The organism is Streptomyces sp. NPDC051822, assembly GCF_044452745.1.
Classification (GTDB): domain Bacteria; phylum Actinomycetota; class Actinomycetes; order Streptomycetales; family Streptomycetaceae; genus Streptomyces.
The window spans coordinates 338,880-357,818 of the sequence record NZ_JBITBZ010000003.1 but is presented as its reverse complement, the minus strand read 5'-3'; the positions used below and the strand labels follow the sequence as shown (position 1 = coordinate 357,818).

Sequence of the window (18,939 nt, the reverse complement as noted above, 5' to 3'; positions counted from 1 at the left end):
CAAGGGCGGGTATCCCGGTGCGCGTCGACGCCGGATGGTGGCTCTGACCAAGCGGTGTCGGTGGATATGTGGTCCACGACAGCTCCTCTGCCTCTTACGCAACACTGATACCGCGGAGATCACTACCCGCGTGATCGAACAGGTATGCAGAGGAGAAGGAGGCGATGGAGGTTTTGTGGATCAGTTGGTGAGCCAGGACAGGAACTGGCTCCATCGGCCCTTCCGTTCGCCCTTGCCGTCCCCGTCCGCCTGGTCGGCGAACGCGCCGGACGCCGGGCCGGCCGGGCCGGTCCTCGCCTCGCCGCGTACCGAGGAGGGTACGGGGGTGAACTTGGCGGGCAGCGCGGCCAGGGCCCGGTTGAAGGGACCCGGACGCCAGCTCAGACTGTCTTCGGGAACGGCGAGTTCGACGTCCGGCAGCCGGTTGAGCAGGTGCTCGATGGCCGTGACGGTGATGTGCCGGGCCGGCTCCTTGGACGGGCAGCCGTGCGGTCCGGCGCTCCACGCCAGGTGGGACCGGTTGTTGCCGGCCGTACGGGCGGCCGTGAGCGCGAGGCCCGAGTTGGCGGCGGCGAAGCTCACCAGCATCAGGTCCCCCGCCCGCACCTTCTCGCCCGCGAACTCCATGTCCGACGCCGCGTAGTGGGGCGCGTAGTTCGACATCGGCGGGTTGCCCCACAGCGTGTCGTCGAGCGCCTCCCCGATGAGTCCGCCGCCGTCGGCGTAGCGGTCGTCGGTGAGCAGCCGGTGCAGGGTGTTGCCGAGGAGGTTGCGCAGGGGTTCCGCGCCCGCCCCGAGGAGCAGGGAGAGCTGGTCGACCATCTCCTGGTCGCTGAGGTTGGCGTGATGCTGCATCAACCACGAGGTGACGTCGTCGCCCGGCCGGCTCCGCTTGAGCGTGACCAGTTCCTGCACGGCGCCGAACAGTACGGCGGTCGCCTTCTCGGCGTTCACGCCGTCGAACATCCCGGTGATGCCGAACAGCACCCGGTCGCCGACGCCGGCCGGGCAGCCGAAGAGTTCGTTGAAGACGAACAGCGGGAGCTGCTTGGCGTAGTCGCCGAGCAGGTCGGCCGAGCCGCGGGAGCCGAACTGGGAGATCAGGTACTCCGAGATCCGCTCGGTGCTCCGGGCCAGCCGGTGCGAGTCGACCCGGGCCATGCTGTCCGTGATCGCCTGGCGCAGCCGCAGGTGTTCACCGCCGTCACTGAACATGCAGTTCTGGCGGTATGCGAGGAGGGGTACGACGGGGCTGTCCCGAGGGACCCGGCCCTCGTTGAAGTCCCGCCACAGGCGCGCGTCCTTGCGGAAGGACGCGGAGTCCTGGAGCAGGTGGAGGGCCGTCGCGTAGTCGGTGACGAGGGTGGCCTCCACGCCGGGGGCGAGCTCCACGGGCGCGGTGGGCCCGAAGTGGCGCAGGTAGCTGTAGTACGCCTGGGGGTCCGCGGCGAACTCCGGTCCGTGCAGCGGGACGCGGGCGCCCGAGGCGTGGGCGGGGCAGCCGGGCGGGGGCACCGGGGCGGGGGTCTGGGTGTCCATGTCGGCTTACTGCTCCTGTCGGGCGCGGTCCAGCAAGAAGCGGACCAGGGTGGTCAGTGCGGCGGCGGACGACTTCTCGTCGCGCGCGTCGCAGGTGACGACGGGGGTGTCGTCGAGCAGGTCCAGCGCCTCGCGCAGCGCCGCCTCGTCCCGCAGGGGCGAGCCGTCGAAGTGGTTGACGGCGATGGCGTATTCGAGGCCGTACTGCTCGATCAGGTCGATGACCCCGAAGGAGTCCGCGAGCCGCTCGGGGTCGACGAGGACCAGCGCGCCGAGGGCCCCGCGCGCGAGGTCCTGCCACATCTGCACGAACCGCTGCTGGCCGGGGGTGCCGAACAGGTACAGCACGATGCGGTCGCTGATGGTCAGCCGGCCGAAGTCCATGGCCACCGTGGTGGTGGTCTTGCTGCGGACGCCCTTGAGGTCGTCGACGTGCTCGGCGGCCTGCGTCATCCGCTCCTCGGTGGTCAGCGGCTCGATCTCGGAGATCGAGCCGATGAACGTGGTCTTGCCCACCGCGAAGTGCCCGACGACGAGGATCTTCACCGGGATCTGCGAAGCCCCACCGCGTACGTAGTCCTGCTCACCCAAACTTGGAGCGGAGACCATTCAGCACCTCCTCCAGGATTTCCCGGTCGGCGAGGACGGCCCGGCGCACCGGCGAACGGGTGACGAGGTAGCCGCCCTCGGCGAGGGCGGCGAGGAGGATCTTCACCACGCCGAGCGGCAGCCGGGTGTGGCCCGCGATCTCGGCGACCGACAGGTAGCCGGCGGCGCAGATGTCGAGGAGCCGCTGCTCCTCGGGGGAGAGCCGGGTGGGCCGCTGGCCCTCCTCCGGCGCCACCGTCACCAGCGTGATCAGGGAGAGCTGCTCCTCGTCGGGCAGGCCGCGTCCCTTGGTGATGACGTACGGCCGGACCAGCTCGGCGGCCTCCGGCTCCCAGTCCTCGCGTCCCGTCATGAGCGCGTGCCGAGGTTCTCGCGCGGCGGCGTCATGAGCACCTTGCCGAGCTGGCCGACGAGCTGCTGCATCCGGAAGGTGATGTCCGCCATGTCCACGTCCGGGGAGGCGGAGACGCCGAGGTAGGCGCCCTCACCGGCGGAGATCAGGAAGACCCAGCCACCGTCGAACTCGACCAGGGTCTGCCGCCACTGCGCGCGCGGGTCCTCGCAGAAGAAGGCGAGGGAGCGGCTCAGCGACTGCACGCCGCTCATCGCGGCCGCGACGCGGTCGGCGTTGTCCTTGTCGTAGTCGTTCGACCGGGCCATCAGAAGGCCGTCGGCGGATATCAGGACCGCGTGCAGCGCCCCGGGAATCTCCAGGGCGCTGTCGAGCATCCATGACAGATCGTCGTTCACGAGACCTCATGTCCTTCGCTGCTTGCACGAGATGTGCTGCTCGTCCGGTCCGGTGCCTCCGGGTAGGAGGCGCGGCCGGACTGCGTGCCTCGCTGGAAGGCACCCATGATCGCCGCCGCTTCGGCGTCGGAGCGGCTCGGAGCCTGTGCGGGCGTATCGCTGGGAACGATGGCCATCGGCCGCTTGCGGCGCCGCTTCGGCAGGCCGTCGCTGGTCGAGGCGGGCACGGGCACGGCTTCGGGCCCGGCCGGGTGCGGTACGGCGGGAGTGGTCACCGGCGGCGCCGCCGGCTTCTGCACCGGCACGCTGGTGAGCAGCTCGTGCGGCAGCAGGACGACCGCGCGGACGCCGCCGTAGGGGGAGGAGGAGTCCACGGACACCTCGAAGCCGAAGCGCTCGCACAGTACGCCGATCACGGCGAAGCCGAACTGCGGCGGGTTGCCGAGTCCGGAGACGCCGGTGACGCGGTTGCTGGCGAGCAGGCCCTCGGCGCGGGTCCGCTCCTCGTCGCTCATGCCGACACCCGCGTCGTCGACGACGATGCACACACCCTTGGGCACGGTGCGGGTGTTGATCTCGACGACGGTGTCCGGGCTGGAGTAGCTGGTGGCGTTGTCGAGGAGCTCGGCGAGCGCCAGTGCCACGGGTTCCACGGCGCGGCTGGTGATGCCGAAGTCGACGCGGGAGAGGATCTCCACGCGACCGAAGTGGCGGATCCGGCCCTGGGCGCTGCGGACCACGTCGTACACGGACGCCGCGTCGCGGTGTCGGCCGAGCCAGCCGTCGCAGAGCACGGCGATGGACTGCGCGCGCCGGCCGAACTGGGAGTTGGTGTGGTCGATCTCGAGCAGGTCCTGGAGCATGGCGGACTCGCCGTACTTGCTCTGCAGCCGGGAGACGACCAGCTGCTGTTCGGCGGCGAGGCCCTGAAGCGTCCGCATCGCGGACTTCAGGACGGTCTTCGTCGCCTCTTCGGCCTGTTCCTGCGCCGTCTCGACGGACTGTGTGTAGTGGTTCTCCAGGTCGGAGTAATGGCTCCGGAGCCCACCGATCTGCCGCTTCAACGCCTGGGCCGCCTTGCGCTGGCGGACGATGACGGCGATGGCGGCGAGAACGAGAAGCGACAGAGCCCAGAGCACCGGGTTCTGTATGTATTCCGTCATAAGACTCTCTTCAGGCGACCGACGGTCAGTTGCTGAATTCCCGTCAATTGGGTGCACCGGCGGATCGCCCGCATCGGGACGCGTGCCCGGGACACCCCTGAAGTCCGAGGTGTCGTCCTGCGCTCATCCGCCCGCCCCGCTTGCGCGCAGATCGTATCACTGTGCGATTAAGTGATTGCCCGTCAATAGACGCGCGGACCAGTCCAGTCGGACGCCTGAGCACCACAGCGAGGCGGACTTACTCCTTCCGGTTGACGGGAACCGCCTCACCGTCACGCCTGCCTCCCCGCACCGTTAGGCAGGGGCACTCATTCAGCCAGGCCCGGGACCACCGGGCCGTGAACGACAGGTGACAGACATGCGAACCGAGGCCGCCAAGCGGGTCGAGCTGGTCTTCTCCCTCTTCGACGCCAACGGCAACGGAGTCATCGACTCCGATGACTTCGACCTCATGACGGGCCGTGTTCTGGAGGCGGCCGTCGCGTCGGACGACGGTGCCAAGGCCGCCATCCGGGCCGCGTTCCGCCGCTGGTGGACGACGCTGGCCATGGAACTGGACACCGACGGCGACGGCGTGATCACCCTCGACGAGTTCCGTCCGTTCGTGCTCGACCCCGAGCGCTTCGGCCCCACGATCACCCAGTTCGCCGAGGCGCTCGCCGCACTCGGCGACCCCGACGGGGACGGTCTGATCGAGCGCCCGCTCTTCGTGTCGCTGATGACGGCGATCGGCTTCGAGGTGGAGAACATCCACGCGCTCTTCGACGCCTTCGAACCGGACGCCGAGGACCGCATCCTCGTCACCACGTGGGCCACCGGCATCCAGGACTACTACGCGCCGGACATGGCCGGGATCCCGGGCGACCGGCTGGTGACCGCCCGGGCCGTCTGACGCGCCGCGGCCGTCACGGCCGCGGCTTGTGCGCGAACACCCACCGGTTCCCCTCCAGCGCGTCGTTCGGCTCGGGGAGGGGGCCGCGTCGGTGCAGGCGGCTGAAGTCGAAGGGCGTACGCATCGAGGTGGACCAACCCCTGGCCGCCAGGGCGCCGGCGGAGTCGGGTCGTGGGCCCAGGTCGAAGAGGTCGAGCAGGTCGATGCCGATCTGCTCGCGCGTCGCCGTGTAGAGCGGGCTGTCACGGTACGCCAGCAGGTCCTTCTCCAGCTTGGCCTCGAAGGCCAGCGCGCTGCCTCCGGTCGTCAGTCGGTCCACCGTGTCGACGAGGTACGTCTCGGCGGCGCCCGGCAGGTAGAAGAGGAGCCCCTCGGCCAGCCAGACGCTGGGCACGGCCGGGTCGAAGCCGGCGGTGGTCAGCGCGGTGACCCAGTCCGCGCGCAGGTCGACCGGCACGGGGACGCGCTTCACCTTCGGGGCGGCCGGCAGACCGGTGAGCACCCGCTGTTTGAAGGCCAGCACGCCCGCCCTGTCGATCTCGAAGACCACCAGGTCGGACGGCCAGTCCAGCCGGAACGCGCGCGTGTCCAGGCCCGCGCCGAGGAGGACCACCTGCCGGGCGTCCGTACGCACCGCCCGGAGGAGGAAGTCGTCGAGGACCCTGGTCCGCAGGCCGAAGTAGCGGGCGAACCTGCCCCACAGCGGGTTGCCGTCGCCCTCCGGGACCTGCTCGATGCGTACCGGCCAGCCCGCGCACGCCGGGGCGGCGCGCACGAAGTGTTCCGCGTAGAGGTCCTGGGCGAGGCTGTCGTGGCGGTGGGTCTCGATCGCCCGTGCGGCGGCGACCAGGAGGGCGGTGAGTCCCACGCCTCCGTCCACACCTTCCACGTCCGTCTGCTCAGGCGCCGTGCCGGCCATGTGTCCTCCGTGGGCGGGAGTGAGAATGTCGGGGTGTCCGCTGGTCGGACGGGGTGGTCCGGTGCTGTCGCGCGCCTCGCTCATCGGCTCTTCCTCTCCGGCAGCAGGACGGGCTTGACCACGCGGCCGGCGCCGCAGTCGCGTTCGGCCTCGTTGATGTCGGCCAGCGGGTAGGTGCGGATCAGCTGGTCGAAGGGGAAGCGGCCGGCCTGCCACAGCCGGGTCAGCCGGGGTATCAGGAGCCCCGGTACGGCGTCCCCCTCGCAGATGTGGCGGATGCTGCGGCCCCGGTCGAGCGTGCCGGGTTCGAACGACAGCGCGGTGTGGAGGCGGGCCACCAGGCCGAGGCTGCCGGTGGGGCGCAGCGCCAGGAGCGCGTCGTTGATGAGCGGGGCCGAGGCCGTGGTGTCCAGGGCGTACTGCGCGCCGCCGTCCGTCAGCCGTCGGATCCGTTCGGGCAGCCCGGCCGTTCCTGCGGGCAGCGGGATCGCGCCGAACCGTTCGGCCAGGGCGAGCCGCTGGGGATGCCGGTCGACGGCCACGGTCAGGACGCCGGCGGCGGTGGCCGCCATCACCGCGGCCAGGCCCACGGCTCCGGCGCCGAGGACCGCCAGGGTGTCGCCGGGGCCCGCTCCGAAGGTGTTCAGCACGGCTCCGGCGCCGGTGAGGAAGCCGCAGCCGAGGGGCCCGAGCAGGTCGAGCGGAAGTGCCGGGTCGACCCGGACGGCGTTACGGGCCGGGACGAGCGCGTACTCGGCGAACGAGGACTGGCCGAACCACCGGGGGGCCAGCGCCTTCCCCGCCGCGTCGGTGAGCCGCGGCTCCTCCTCCTCGCGTCCTCCGAAGAGGTTGAGGGAGGCGAAGGAGTCGCAGTAGGCGGGGGCCGCGCCGAGGCAGTTCCGGCAGTGCCCGCAGGAGTCGAAGCTCAGCACGACGTGGTCACCCACGTCGATCGCGGCGTCGGGGCCGCCGCCCGTCCGCACCACGACCCCGGCGCCCTCGTGACCGAGGACGGCCGGCAGCGGGCTGCGGCCGGCGGAGCGCCGGACCGCGAGATCGGTCCGGCACATGCCCGCGCCCGCTATCTCGACCAGGATCTCGCCGTCGGTGGGTTCCGTCCGCAGGGCCACCTCCTCGACCGCGAACGGACTGTCGTACGAGCGCAGTACGGCCGCCTGGAACCTCATCGTCACTCCTCCTCCGGGCGGTGGACGACGAACGGCCGGAGGTTGCCGTAGAGCCCCCACGGTCCGCCCGCGACACCGACCCCGCTGTCCTTGACGCCTGCGAAGGGCTGGTGGAGGGAGAGTTCGGCGTGGTGGTTGATCCAGGCCGTTCCGCATTCCAGCCGGTCGGCCACCTCCTCCGCCCGGTCGAGATCGGTGCCCCACACGGAGCCGCCGAGGCCGAAGCCGGTCCCGTTGGCCGCGTCGACGGCCTCGTCGAGGCCGCGGTACGGCAGCACCGGCAGCACCGGTCCGAACTGTTCCCCGGTCACCACAGGGCTGCCGGGCGGGACGTCGGTGAGGATCGTGGGGGCGAAGAAGTATCCGGGCCCGTCCAGCCGGTGGCCGCCGGACGCCGCCCGGGCGCCGGCCGCCAGGGCCTGCTCCGTGATCTGTTCGACCCTGGCCAGCTGGGGGGCGTTGTTGACCGGCCCAAGGCGGGTTCCGGGGTCGAGGCCGGGCCCGACGGCGACGGCCTTCGCGCGCTGGGCGAGGGCTTCGACGACCTGGGCGTGGAGCCGGGCCGGGGCGTAGACGCGTTTGACCGCCATGCAGACCTGCCCGCAGTTGCGGAAGGCCGCCCAGAAGAGCCGGTCCGCGATCCCGTCCACGTCGACGTCGTCGAGGAGGACGGCGGCGTCGTTGCCGCCCAGCTCCAGGGTGACCCGGGCGAGCGAGGCCGCCGCCGCTCCGGCGACGGCCCGCCCGGTGGGCACCGAGCCGGTGAAGGTGACGTGGCGGATGCCCGGGTGCGACGCGAGCCGGGCACCGAGGGGTTCGCGGCCGGTGACGACGGTCAGTACGTCCTCCGGCAGGGCGGTGGCGAGGACGGAGCCGAGCAACCGGGTGGCGAGCGGGGTGAACGGCGACGGTTTCAGGACCATGGTGTTGCCCGCCGCGAGCGCGGGGGCGAACTTCGCCGCCGCGAGCTGGAGGGGGAAGTTCCACGGCACGATGGCGGCGACGGGGCCGAGGGAGCGCCAGCGGATCTCGCTGCGCACGGGCCGGCCGTCGTCGATCCGGCGGGTCCGGGGGGCCAGCTCGGCGAAGTAGCGCAGGCGGGCCGTCGTACGGGCGACCTCCGCGTACGACTCGGCGAGGGGCTTGCCCTGTTCGCGGGTGAGCAGCCGGGCGAGGTCGTCGCCGGCCGCGTCCACGGCGTCGGCCGCGGCGAGCAGGGCGCTGGTGCGGGCGGCCGGCTCGGCGCGCCAGCCGCCCCAGGCCCGCCGGGCGCGGGCGACCACCTCGTCCAGCTCGTCCGGCTGCTGGTCGGGGGACTCGTCGAAGGTCTCCCCGGTGGCCGGGTCGACGACGGGGAAGCGTGAGGACCGGCGTCCGGGGACGCCGTCGGCCTCGGGCGTCGGCATGCCGGCGGTCAGTTCACGACGGGGGCGCCGGCGGCGTGCTCCCTGGCCTGCCGGTCCATCTCCGCCCGGAAGGCGGCCACCAGGTGCGGCTGGATCCGGCCGGCGTTGCGGTCGCCGCCCTCGCAGACCGCTCCCCGCACGCCCACGATGTCCGTGCCCATGCGGGTCAGCGGACCGAGGTCGGCCTGGGTGACGCTGCCCGCGAGGGCCGCGAGCAGACCGGAGGCGTGGGCCAGCCGCACGAACTCGGCGCAGACCTCCGGAGGAACGTGGTCGAACAGCCGCGTCCCGTCCTTGACGGCGGTGTCCAGCATGGCCGCGTCGGCACCGGAGCGGGCGGCGATGTCGGGCACGGCGAGCGGGTTGACGCAGCCGATGCGGTGGGCGTCGGCGTAACCGGAGGCGACGACGAGCGCGTCGGGGCGGTGGTCCTTCACCGCGCGGACGACTCCGCTCATGACCTCGATGGCCTGGTCGGGCGTCGTGCAGCCGTAGAGGCCGACCTTGATGTACGTGGCGCCGGAGACGACCGCGCCGAGCGCGGCCTGGGCCACCGTGCCGGGCTTGTACGGGACGTCACCCACGGTGGCGGACACCGGCTTGTCCGCCGGTACGGCGTCGCGGATCTCCCTGATCACCCAGGGGAAGTTGGCGCCGAGCGAGCCCTCGTCGGGCTTCTTGACGTCGACGATGTCGAGGTGCTCCGCCGCCTTCGCGCAGTCGCGGGCTTCCTCGACGCTGTCCGGGGAGATGAGAAGCAACACCATGAGCTCCTTCCGCCGCGTGCCCTGCCCGGGGGACGGGGATGCGGATCGCCTGGTTCATGTGCGGTGCAGGTATGGCGCAGGTGCGTTGCCTGTGTGGCGCAGGTGCGTTGCCTTGTGTGGTGCACGCGGGGTGCAGATGCTCGGTGCGCTCATCATTTCCCGCCCCCGTGGACGCCGGTAGGGCGCGCGGAGATCCCATGGGCGCTCAGGACCGCCACACCGTGCGCCGTACATACCGGGGCGAACCGCCCTCTCGCTCAGGGTCGGTCGGGCTCGGACTCCCCCGTCAGCTTCTCCAGCGTCGCCGGGTAGTTCTCCCTGAGCATCTGGAGCAGGGCCGCGCCCGAGACCGGACCGCAGAACCGCCGCGCCCTCAGCAGGATCTCGCGGCTCTCGAGGAACTGCTCGTACACCTCGAAGTGCAGCGCGTTCTGCAGGTACGCGTTCGAGTTCCGGGCCAGTCCTTCGACGAAGTCGAAGCAGTGGCCGAGGAGTTCCGGGTCGGGCGTCTCCTCTCTCAGGGCGGGGAGCAGGACCGGGCGCATGAACGCCATGGGGAGGAAGTCGAAGAGATCCGTCTCCTCCTCGGGCCATGCCTCGAAACTCGATCGCTGCGGCTCGGGAACGTCCCGCAGCACCTCGCCGGCGTGCGGCACCGTCCGGAGATACGCCTGCACGACGTCCGCGAACTCGATCTTCTCCAACTGAATCTCTCCACAGGTGCTGATCGTCTGATGGCGCGGGGAACGGGGCCGCAAGGGGCGGGGCCCACCACGCCGGATACGTGATGGGCCCCACTCGATGTGTCCGCGTCCCTGTCTACGCCTGGCAGTAGATGCCGCGCGGGCCGCAGGGCCCGGTGTCCTCAGGATAGAACGGATCGACCATGTCGTCCGTCCCGCCGAGGGGGTCGAAGACGTCCTTGAACAACTCCCAGGCGCCTCGCTTCCAGCCGTACTGGCGCACGTAACTGGGCGTCTGCGCGACGCTCGCCACGCCTCCGGCGACACCGAAGGCCTTGTACCCGCCGCTCAGCTTCGTCGGCTCGCCGACCGGCCTCGGAGCGGCCTTGGGATGGTTCTGCTGGAAGGACTGGCCCGTGAGATCCGCCATGGCGACGGACTTGATGATCTCCTCACGGTTCTTCGTGATGGCCTTCAGCGTCTCCGGGTGGGACTGCACGTGCGCGGTCGCCGCACCCGCGACGTCCCGCGCGTTGAGCGCGTTCCACAGGTCGGCCGCCTCCGCCTTGGCCACCTTGAGGTCGGAGTCCGAGAGCAGGCCGTTGCCGCCGCCCACCCGGGCCTTCCTGTCCCGCTCCAGCAGGCCCGCGAGGCCCTTGAGCTTGTTGGAGGCCTTCTCCGCGTGCCATTTGCCCACTGGCTTGCCGGTGTTGTATTCGTGGATCAGTGCCGTGGCGGTCCGCCCGTCGCCCTTGACGTCGGAGTCCTCGACGATGTCCCGCGCGTAGAGCTCCGTGACGATGTTCTTCAGGTCACCGTTCTCCACCGCGGGCATATGCGCCCGGGGCTTGTCCATACCCGGGTTGGCGTTCTGCAGGCAGACGGAGCACCAGGCACCTGCCCCGGTCGCACCCCCGCCGCAGACGTCCATGATCCCCTCGGCGCACGGGGCGTGCCCGTCGATCTCCACGAAGCTCGTCGGGTTGCCGCCCGCGAAGGCGTACCGGTTGCCGGTGAAGGGGTCCATGCCGAGGTTCATGTCGGCGAGGGCGCCGCTGTACATGTCCCGGCTGGTGAAGCGGTTCAGGCCCGGGTCGTAGTTCCGGAATCCCATGTCGTACGTGCCGGACTGGGCGTCCCAGCGCTTGGAGTTGTAGCGGTACGCGTTGTACGCCTCCTTCGTGGGATCGGCCGCGGACGGCTTGTCGATGCCGGTGAACTCGGCCTCGTCGTCCTTTCCGTACGCGGTGTATCCGTACGTCGCCTTCGTGTCGCCGCCGCTGTCGGTCAGGGTCTCGACGTCGGTGTGGCTGTTGTATCCGTAGTAGCCGTCCTCCGTCGTGCCGTCGCTGTTGTGCTTGACCTGCGACAGGCGCTTGCCCCCGGGGCCGTACTGGTACGACTTGGTCACGACGTCCGCGACCTTCTCGTCCAGGACCTCGGACGACAGACCCCGGTAGGCGAAGTCCGTCGTCTTGCCGTCGGCCGTCTTGGAGGTGGTCCGGTCGAGCGGGTCGAACGTGTACGTGGTGGACTTCAGCGCGCCCGTGTCGCCCATCTTCTGGGACTCGACGAGACGGTCGAAGCCGTCGTACACGCTCCGCTCGATGACCTGTCCGTCCGAGGTGACGGACTCCTGCCGGCCGAAGGGATCGTAGTTGTACGAGAAGGAGGCGTTCGGCGTCGCCATGGACAGCAGACGGTTGCGGTCGTACCCGTAGGTGCTGGTGACGTTGTCGACGGTCTGGCTGACGACGTTGGCGTTGTCGTCGTGGACGTAGGTGTCCGTGCCGGCGCCGTTGCCCGTCTTCACCGACTTCGCCAGCCGTCCGGCCGGGTCGTAGGTGTAGTCGGTGGTCGATTCGAGGTATGCCGCGTGGTTGTCGGCATTCATCTTCTTCGCGACGTCCTGCGCCTTGCTGCCGTTCGGGTCGTAGGCGTAGGCGTGAGAGGAGACCAGCGTGCCGTTGGCCTTCTTCTCCGTGACCGACTTCAGCGCCGCGTCGAGGTAGTACGTGTGGTCGACGGTGTTCCCGTTGGCCTTCGTCTCCCGCAGCGGCAGGCCCCGGTCGTCGTACGTGTACGACGTCACCTTGGGCGACGGGTCCGTGGACGTCTTGCCGACGGACACCGTCTTCACCAGGTCACGCAGGTCGTACGTGTACTTCGAGAACTGGGCGGGGTGCGCCACCGTCTCCGCCTGGCCGTTGGCGTCGTACGTGTACGACGTCGACTTCTGCTCCTGGCCGGACAGCGCCTCGGTGACCTTCTCGATCTGGTTGAGGCCGGTGTAGGTGACGGTGTAGCCGTCGACCGACGCTCCGGACGACGTGTCGTCCACCTTGGTCATGTTGCCGTTGACGTCGTAGGAGTAGACGAGCGTCTTCTTCTCCGTGTCCGCCGGCTCGCCCGTCGTGTCGCGGACGAGCTTCACGCCGTCGGCGACCGCGATCCCGCCGCTGTTCTGGAACAGCCGCAGCTTGCCGGCGTTGCCCCGCTGGAAGGCGTGGGAGCCCAGCGCGACCCAGGTGCCGGCGTTCGACGCCTGGTCGACCGTCTTGTCGGACGTGCCGCTCGCGTGGGTGAGCGTGTACTTCGCCGTGGTCGCCGCGCCCGTGACCTTCGGGTAGCGCACGTACACGGCGTACGTACCGTCCGCCGGAATGTTCAGCGTCCAGGTGAAGGCGTCCGTACCCGTGCCCGCCGCGTGGCGGGAGTGGTCGTAGCCCTGCTGGCCGGTGACGTCGCCCTTCGTCCAGGTGCCGGTCGAGGAGGTGTTCTGGGTGTCGGAGTTGTCCGCCAGGACGACGGACCTGCCGACCGGGACGCCGTCGTCCGAGCGGGACTTCAGCGCGCCGTCCGGGTAGTACGACCACGACATGGTGCGGTTCGAGGAACCGCCCGCCGAGGTGAGGGTGCGCGCGGTCTGTTGACCCAGCTTGTCGTAGTCGTAGGTGGTGACGATGTCCCAGGGGTCCGTCGCCGACTTCACCAGGCCGTGGTCGAAGTAGCCGTAGGTGGTGTCGTTGCGGACCGTCTCACCGTTCGACGGCGGCAGCGAGGTCTTCGCGACCCTGCCCACCGCGTCGTACGAGGTCTCCCGGTACACGTCCGCCTTGTTGTAGCGGGCGTCGTTCGGGTCGTACGGCTGGTACTGCCGGACCGGCCTGTTCAGCGCGTCGTACGTCGTGCGCGAGGCGAAGGCCTCCGTGCTGCCGGCCGCCGTCGTCCGGGGAGTGAGGACCTTGGTGACGTTGCCGACCTGGTCGTACTCGTACTTCGTCGTGCGGTACGTGATCGACGTGGTGCCCGTGTGCGGGACCTTCACCTCGGTCTGCTTGCCGCGCTCGTCGTAGGTGATGGTGGTGACGTTGTTCTCGGGGTCGGTGGTCGAGACGACCAGCGAGTCCTTGTCGTAGGCCCGCGTCGCCGTCTTGCCCGCCGCGTCCGAGGCGGCGGTGACCCGGTGGTTGAGGTCGTAGGTCGACCTGCTCGTGTAGTCGGTGGTGTCGGCGGTCTGGTTCTTCTTGGGGTCGATGACTTTGGTGACGTTGCCGACGTTGTCGTACTCGTACGAGAGCTTGGCGCCCTCCGCGTTGACCACGGAGGTGAGCTGGTCGATCTCGTCGTAGTGGCTCGTCGTGACGTAGTCGGTCGCGACGGAGGTCGTCAGCGTGCCCTTGGGCTCGGTGAGCGTCTTGAGATTGCCCACCTTGTCGTACGTGTAGGACGTCGTGCGGGGAGCGGTCTGGTTGTTGGCCGGCGCGGTCGCCGAGGTGATCTGGTCCGTGTCGTCGTACACCGCGGTGGACACGGCGCCGTCGGGGGAGCTCGTCCTCGTGACGTTGTCGTTGGCGTCGTACTCCGGCGCCGGGATGGTGATCAGGTCACCGGCGGCCTGGTCCTTCGGCACGGTCCTGGACAGCGGGCGGCCGAACGTGTCGTACGACTGCGTGGTCTTCTTGCCCAGCGCGTCGGTCACCTGGGTGACCTGCCCGCGCTCGTCGTAGAGGAAGGCCGTCGACTTGTTCAGGGCGTCGGTGATCGTGGCCGGGTAGCCGGTCGGCCCGAAGTCGCTGTTCGACGTCGGGTTCCCGTTGGCGTCGACCGCCCTGGTCAGCAAACCGTGGGTGTCGTACTCGTACGACGTGGTGTAGTCACCCGCCGTCGCGGTGGCGACGCCCTTGGGGTCGGTGACGGTCTTGAGGTTGCCGAAGCCGTCGTAGCCGAACTGCCACGTGCGGCCCTCCGGGGAGGCCTTGGCGACCAGGTCGGCGGCGTATCCGTCGGCGCGGGTCTGGTACGTGTACGTCGCCGCGTTCGCCGGATACCGGCCGGGAGCGCACTCGGACGCCGGCGGGACGCCCGCCTTGTTGTTCTCCGCGCTGCGCTGCCAGAGCGGGAAGCCCGTCTTCTGGTCGTAGCAGTAGGCGCTCTTGGCGCCGTTGGCCTCCTCCAGGTACGTGACGTTGTTGTCCGCGTCCCAGCTCATCCTGGTCGTCTGGGACTTGGCGTTGGTGGTCTGCACCGGGCGGCCGAAGTCGTCCGTTACATGGGCGGTGGCCCGGTTCTCGGCGTCGGTGACCCGGGTCGCGGTGAACGCGGGGTTCGTCGCGTCGGCCGCGTACGTGAAGCCGGTGGTGCCGTCGAGACGGTCGGTGATCGTCTTGGTCCACCAGTGGTACTTCGGGTCGTCACCGGTCTGCGGCGCGTTGTACGCCATGCCGGTGGCGTTGCCGCGCGGGTCGGTGATCGCGACCAGCTTGACGTTCTTGTTGCCCTGCGTGGCGTCGTAGGTGAACCGGAAGTCCTTCTGCCGGCCGGAACCCGCGCCGTCGGTGAACTGGCCCAGCAGGCCCTTCGACGTGTAGAAGAAGGCGAGCTTCCGCCCGGAGATGTCCGTGACGGACTTGATGTGGTCGTAGATCTTGGAGTTGGTCAGGTTGGTACCGCTGACCTTGACGCCCGAGTCGTTGATGTACTCGTAGGTGGCGTCGCCCTTGTTGTAGTAGTCGACGGTGAGCGACTGACGGCCGGCGGGGTCCGTGATGTAGCGCAGGAACTTCGTCGGCTTGTTGTTGGACTTGCGCTCGACGTAGGTGTACGTCTGCGTGTTGCCGTTCTGGTCGACCGCCGACGTCATGTAGCCGTCACAGCCGAACACGAACCGGGTGCCGTCGGGCCGGGTCATCGTCCAGGCGTCGGGGACCGGGTCCTTCAGCGGCGTGCAGTCGAGACCGGGCTTGGCGGCCAGCTTGTAGTGGACGCCCGCGGGGGCCTTCCAGGAGCCGTCCGCCTGCTGGCGGAAGACGTGGGTGGTGCCGTCGCCGTCCGGGAGGCGGATCTCCGTCGGGTGCGGCTTCGGGTGGAACTCCAGCGGCGCCCCGAGGCGGATGGGTCCGGCCGCCTGACCGGACCAGCCGTGGCCCAGCACCGTGTCGGACGTGTCCAGCGAGTTGTAGGCGAACCGGAAGAAGGTGTTGAGACCGCGTCCCGGGTTGGTGAAGGCGTTGTACTGCCAGACGGCGTTACCGGCGGCCAGGTTGTTCATGACGGCGGAACCGGCGCCGGTGTTCTTGCCCGTGTAGGAGTAGAACTTCTCCAGGCCGAGCTGGTTGGAGGTGGGGTCCTCCACGGCCACGTTCTGCTTCAGGCCGGGGATGCCGGAGGTGCCGGACGTCCAGGTGCCGGTGGTCTTGTTGTAGACGTCCCAGGTCAGGACGTAGTCGGTCCGCTTGTTGCCGTTGTCCGAGTTGATCGGGGTCTTCACCACGGCCCGCAGATCGACGCTGTCACCGGGCGCGACGGTCGACGGCAGAGCCGTCTGGACCTGGTTGCCCCCGGTCGTCACGTCCGTGCCGTCGGGCAGCGTCCACTTGTAGCTGAGGACGTGATCCGTCGCGTTCCACGCGCCCGTGGTGGTGTTGGTGAGGGTGAAGTCGACCGTGTAGTCGGTGTTCGGCGTCATCCGCGCAGGGGTCTGCGGCGCGAAGTACGTCGACTCGGTCGTCGAATCGATGTACGTGACCACGATGCGCGGACGCAGCCGCTGCTCGGTGCCCTCGGAGGACAGGAACAGCGTCCGCTCCTGCGAAGCGGCCTCGTCCGCCATCTTGAGGAGCACGCCCTGCTGGGTGGCGGGGGCGCTCACCCAGGACTGGGCGAGGGAGGTGACGCTCCAGTCGTGGCGGGCGGGGTCGTTGGTCTTGGCCCCGGTGTCGCCCGCGACAGCACCGAAGTCGCCGCCCGCGGCCGTCCAGTTGGTGGTGGCGTCGGCCTTCACCCACGTGGCCGCGGCCTCGTCGAAGTCACGGCTCAGCGGCCGGAGTTCGTAGACCGCACCCGTGGTGTCCTGGGCGGTCTGGGTGGACCAGAGGCGTACCTTGGCGTCCAGGACCCGGGCGGTGGTGGGGATGCCGAGGGCGGGGAACTTCAGGACCGCGCGGGTGTCGCCGTAGGTGGCGGAGTTGTTGCCGACGCTCAGCCAGTTCTTGGGGCCGCCGTCGTCGATGGTGTCGTGCGTGGTGGTGGTGCGGGCGGAGGACAGGGTGGTGTCCTGCGTCGCGTCCAGGACCTTCGTCGTACGGCCGGCCTTCGGTAGACGCACGAGCTGCGTCGGGGCGGCGACGACCTGGCCGTCCTTCGTCTTGACCGCGACCATGTAGTAGTACGCGCGGCCGAACGGATCGGGGTCGTCACCCTTCGTCGGCGTGGCGGAGGAGTCGGTGAACGCCGTCGTCCCCGGCGCGACCGGCGCGACCAGAGTCGCGGCCGACGGGGTGAAGGTCTGGCTGATGGAGCGGTGGACCTGGTACTCGACCAGATCGTCACCGGTGGCGACCGGGTCCTTGTCCTGGTACGTGGACCAGTTCAGCTCCGCGCCCGTGTCATGAATGGTGGTCGGAGCGGCAAGCTCGACACCCTGACGGCCATACGTCAGAACAAGTCGCGGGTAGTTGGCGACCTCGCCGCCGTACCCGAACTCACTGCCCTCGTAACGGGGTCCGCCCTTGGGGCCGCCCGCGGACTCGTCACCGGCCTTGATGACGAAACCGTTGTTGGCGTAAGTGCCGTCGATCCACTGCTGGACCGTCTTGGTCACCGGGAAGGAGTGCCAGGCGTTCAGCTCGCCGGGCTGCTTGGTGACCACACCGCCCTTGGTGAACCGCACCGCATCCGCGATCACGGACGTGGCGGTCGTGACGGGCCCGTCACCCAGGACGACCTTGCCGAGCGTGCCCGCCTTGAACGGATGCGAACCGAGCGTCTTCCACACACCGCCCGTACCGGCCTGCTGGTTGACCGTGTACGCCTTCGACCCACCGTCATACGTCACGGTGTACGGAGCGTTCGCCGCACGGTCGGACGCCGGGATGTAATGCGTCTCGACCTGGTACGTGCCGTCCTCGGGCAGGCTCGGCTGCCAGGAGTACGTGTCGCCCGCGACCGCGTCCTTGTTGTACATGTACGTCTGGTTCACCGCGTACTGCGTGTACGCCGTGTTCCCCGACGCCGGCCACGCACCCACCGCCGCCGTACGCCCGGCCTCACCGTTGTCCACGACGACCGACGTACCCGACAGCTCACCGGTGAACGTGCTCGCGCTGTTCCACGTCGCGCTCTCCTCGGTCCACGCACTGGTGGCACGGTGCGCCTCCAGCTGGACCTCGGAGTCACCCGTCGTATGGAACTGATCGAAGTACAGCTTCAGATCAGCCGAATCGATCTTCGTCCCGGCCGGAATACCGCCCACAGGGAACCGCAGCAGCGCACGCGAAGCACCCGTGCTGGTGTTACCGACCGACAGACGCCAGTTGTCCTTGTAATTCGTCGTCGGACCGTCCGACGAGATCATCACGTCCTGCGCCGTCGACGGCGTCGGAGCGATCGAGATCGTCGGATCGATCGTGACCGGATATTGCCGCTCAGGCGCCGCAAGCCACTTCGCGTCCGGAGTCACCGTCAGCGTCCAGCCCCCACCGGCCTTCGCCAGCTTCTGCCGCACGGCCGAGCTGTAACCGGAACCGAACGGCAAGGAGGCGTCCTTCCTCGCGTCCGTCATGAACGCCGCAGGAATCACAAGGACCGGATCCGCACCCTCACCGAAGAACGATATGGAACCGTCCTTGTTCGCCTTCGGCGTCAGCCCACCGGCATCAAGGGTGAAGGTAAAGGACACCGGACCGGACGGCTTCGCGTCCAGGACGATGTTCTCCTTCACACGCCCAGGCCCGACCACATACGACAGATCCGCACCGCGGACCGCGTCCTTGTACGTGACCGTGTCACCCTTGGCCACCGGAGCGAGCTTCCCCGCACCCACCAGACCCAGAGTCACCGTGTGACCGCCGGCCTCGAACCGCAGCAACCGACCGGCATCCGCACCGAAGGAACTACGGGCAGCGTTCGTCGTGTTGGAGAACGCGAAACCCTCGGCATCGGAGGTGACGACCGTCGGGTCGATGTCCTTCCAGGACTTCCCCGCCCGGTAACCGGTCGGCACGGCCGACACCTCGGCCTGCACCCGCCCGTCGGACAGCATCCAGTACCGCGCGTTCGCCGAACGCTTCCCCGTCAGCTCGGCAACCCGCTTCGGCTTCGCCGCCGCCTTACCGGCCGGCAGCTTCTCCCGGCTGGCTATCTCCGGCCTGTCGTCCGACGGCGGCTTCGCGTCCTGCCGTTCGTCGTCGTCCGAGAACCAGCCCAGAGCCGTTTCGAAGACGCCCTTGCCGTCGTCCTGACCGGGCGGCCCGGGGGGTGGTGCCGCATACGCGACCTGCGGCAGTAGCGTTCCCGCCACCGCCGACACCACGAGACAGGAGACGTACCTCCTGTAGGAGCTCTGCACCTCAATGCCTTTCCGTGCGGCAGGCCGGATCCCGCGTATGCGAAAGGTCCCTCCGCACGGAAAACGGCACGCCGAATGAGCCCGCCGGAGGATTCCGACGCGCCTGGAACAGTGCCGTGCGGACAGGCCCGTACCCACGTGAGTACGAGCTGACAGCAACGGCGCACGGATAGTGA

Annotated in this window: 12 protein-coding genes; 1 reads left to right on the top strand and 11 read right to left on the bottom strand. The window is 69.5% G+C overall.

Annotated elements, in window-relative coordinates; genetic code table 11:
- Window positions 1-180: 180 nt before the first annotated feature.
- Genes ACIA8N_RS12155 through ACIA8N_RS12135 form a run of 5 tightly spaced genes read right to left on the bottom strand, consistent with a single transcriptional unit; the run spans window position 181 to window position 4,061 of the window.
- Window positions 181-1,539 carry a cytochrome P450 gene (locus ACIA8N_RS12155; protein WP_365787817.1) on the bottom strand — a complete coding sequence of 453 codons (1,359 nt, stop codon included), beginning with the start codon at window positions 1,537-1,539 and terminating at the stop codon, window positions 181-183.
- Between the two features lie 6 nt (window positions 1,540-1,545).
- Entirely contained in the window at window positions 1,546-2,148 is a 603-nt protein-coding gene (locus ACIA8N_RS12150) for an ATP/GTP-binding protein (RefSeq protein WP_365787815.1), read from the bottom strand.
- On the bottom strand, window positions 2,123-2,500 hold the full coding sequence (locus ACIA8N_RS12145) for a DUF742 domain-containing protein (RefSeq protein ID WP_030555487.1): 378 nt from the start codon (window positions 2,498-2,500) through the stop codon (window positions 2,123-2,125). Before ACIA8N_RS12145 ends, ACIA8N_RS12150 begins: the two co-directional genes overlap by 26 nt.
- Window positions 2,497-2,898, bottom strand: a complete 402-nt coding sequence (locus ACIA8N_RS12140) for a roadblock/LC7 domain-containing protein (protein ID WP_365787813.1) — start codon at window positions 2,896-2,898, stop codon at window positions 2,497-2,499. Before ACIA8N_RS12140 ends, ACIA8N_RS12145 begins: the two co-directional genes overlap by 4 nt.
- The gene (locus ACIA8N_RS12135; RefSeq protein WP_365787811.1) at window positions 2,895-4,061 is read right to left on the bottom strand and encodes an ATP-binding protein; all 1,167 of its coding nucleotides are present in this window, start codon (window positions 4,059-4,061) and stop codon (window positions 2,895-2,897) included. Before ACIA8N_RS12135 ends, ACIA8N_RS12140 begins: the two co-directional genes overlap by 4 nt.
- 358 nt (window positions 4,062-4,419) lie before the next feature.
- Here ACIA8N_RS12135 and ACIA8N_RS12130 point away from each other — a divergent pair, with 358 nt between their 5' ends.
- On the top strand, window positions 4,420-4,953 hold the full coding sequence (locus ACIA8N_RS12130; protein WP_365787809.1) for an EF-hand domain-containing protein: 534 nt from the start codon (window positions 4,420-4,422) through the stop codon (window positions 4,951-4,953).
- Between the two features lie 13 nt (window positions 4,954-4,966).
- Here the strand turns inward: ACIA8N_RS12130 and ACIA8N_RS12125 are convergent, their stop codons facing one another.
- The 6 genes from ACIA8N_RS12125 to ACIA8N_RS12100 form a co-directional block, all read right to left on the bottom strand.
- On the bottom strand, window positions 4,967-5,872 hold the full coding sequence (locus tag ACIA8N_RS12125) for an SAM-dependent methyltransferase (protein WP_365787807.1): 906 nt from the start codon (window positions 5,870-5,872) through the stop codon (window positions 4,967-4,969).
- A gap of 80 nt (window positions 5,873-5,952) precedes the next feature.
- On the bottom strand, window positions 5,953-7,059 hold the full coding sequence (locus tag ACIA8N_RS12120; protein WP_365787805.1) for an NAD(P)-dependent alcohol dehydrogenase: 1,107 nt from the start codon (window positions 7,057-7,059) through the stop codon (window positions 5,953-5,955).
- A gap of 2 nt (window positions 7,060-7,061) precedes the next feature.
- Complete coding sequence (locus ACIA8N_RS12115; protein ID WP_365787803.1) at window positions 7,062-8,465, bottom strand: aldehyde dehydrogenase family protein; 1,404 nt, start codon at window positions 8,463-8,465, stop codon at window positions 7,062-7,064.
- 8 nt (window positions 8,466-8,473) lie between these two features.
- Complete coding sequence (locus ACIA8N_RS12110; protein WP_365787821.1) at window positions 8,474-9,229, bottom strand: (5-formylfuran-3-yl)methyl phosphate synthase; 756 nt, start codon at window positions 9,227-9,229, stop codon at window positions 8,474-8,476.
- 260 nt (window positions 9,230-9,489) lie between these two features.
- Window positions 9,490-9,936, bottom strand: a complete 447-nt coding sequence (locus ACIA8N_RS12105) for a hypothetical protein (protein WP_365787801.1) — start codon at window positions 9,934-9,936, stop codon at window positions 9,490-9,492.
- A gap of 115 nt (window positions 9,937-10,051) precedes the next feature.
- Window positions 10,052-18,457, bottom strand: a complete 8,406-nt coding sequence (locus ACIA8N_RS12100; protein ID WP_399416415.1) for a DNRLRE domain-containing protein — start codon at window positions 18,455-18,457, stop codon at window positions 10,052-10,054.
- Window positions 18,458-18,939 lie beyond the last annotated feature (482 nt).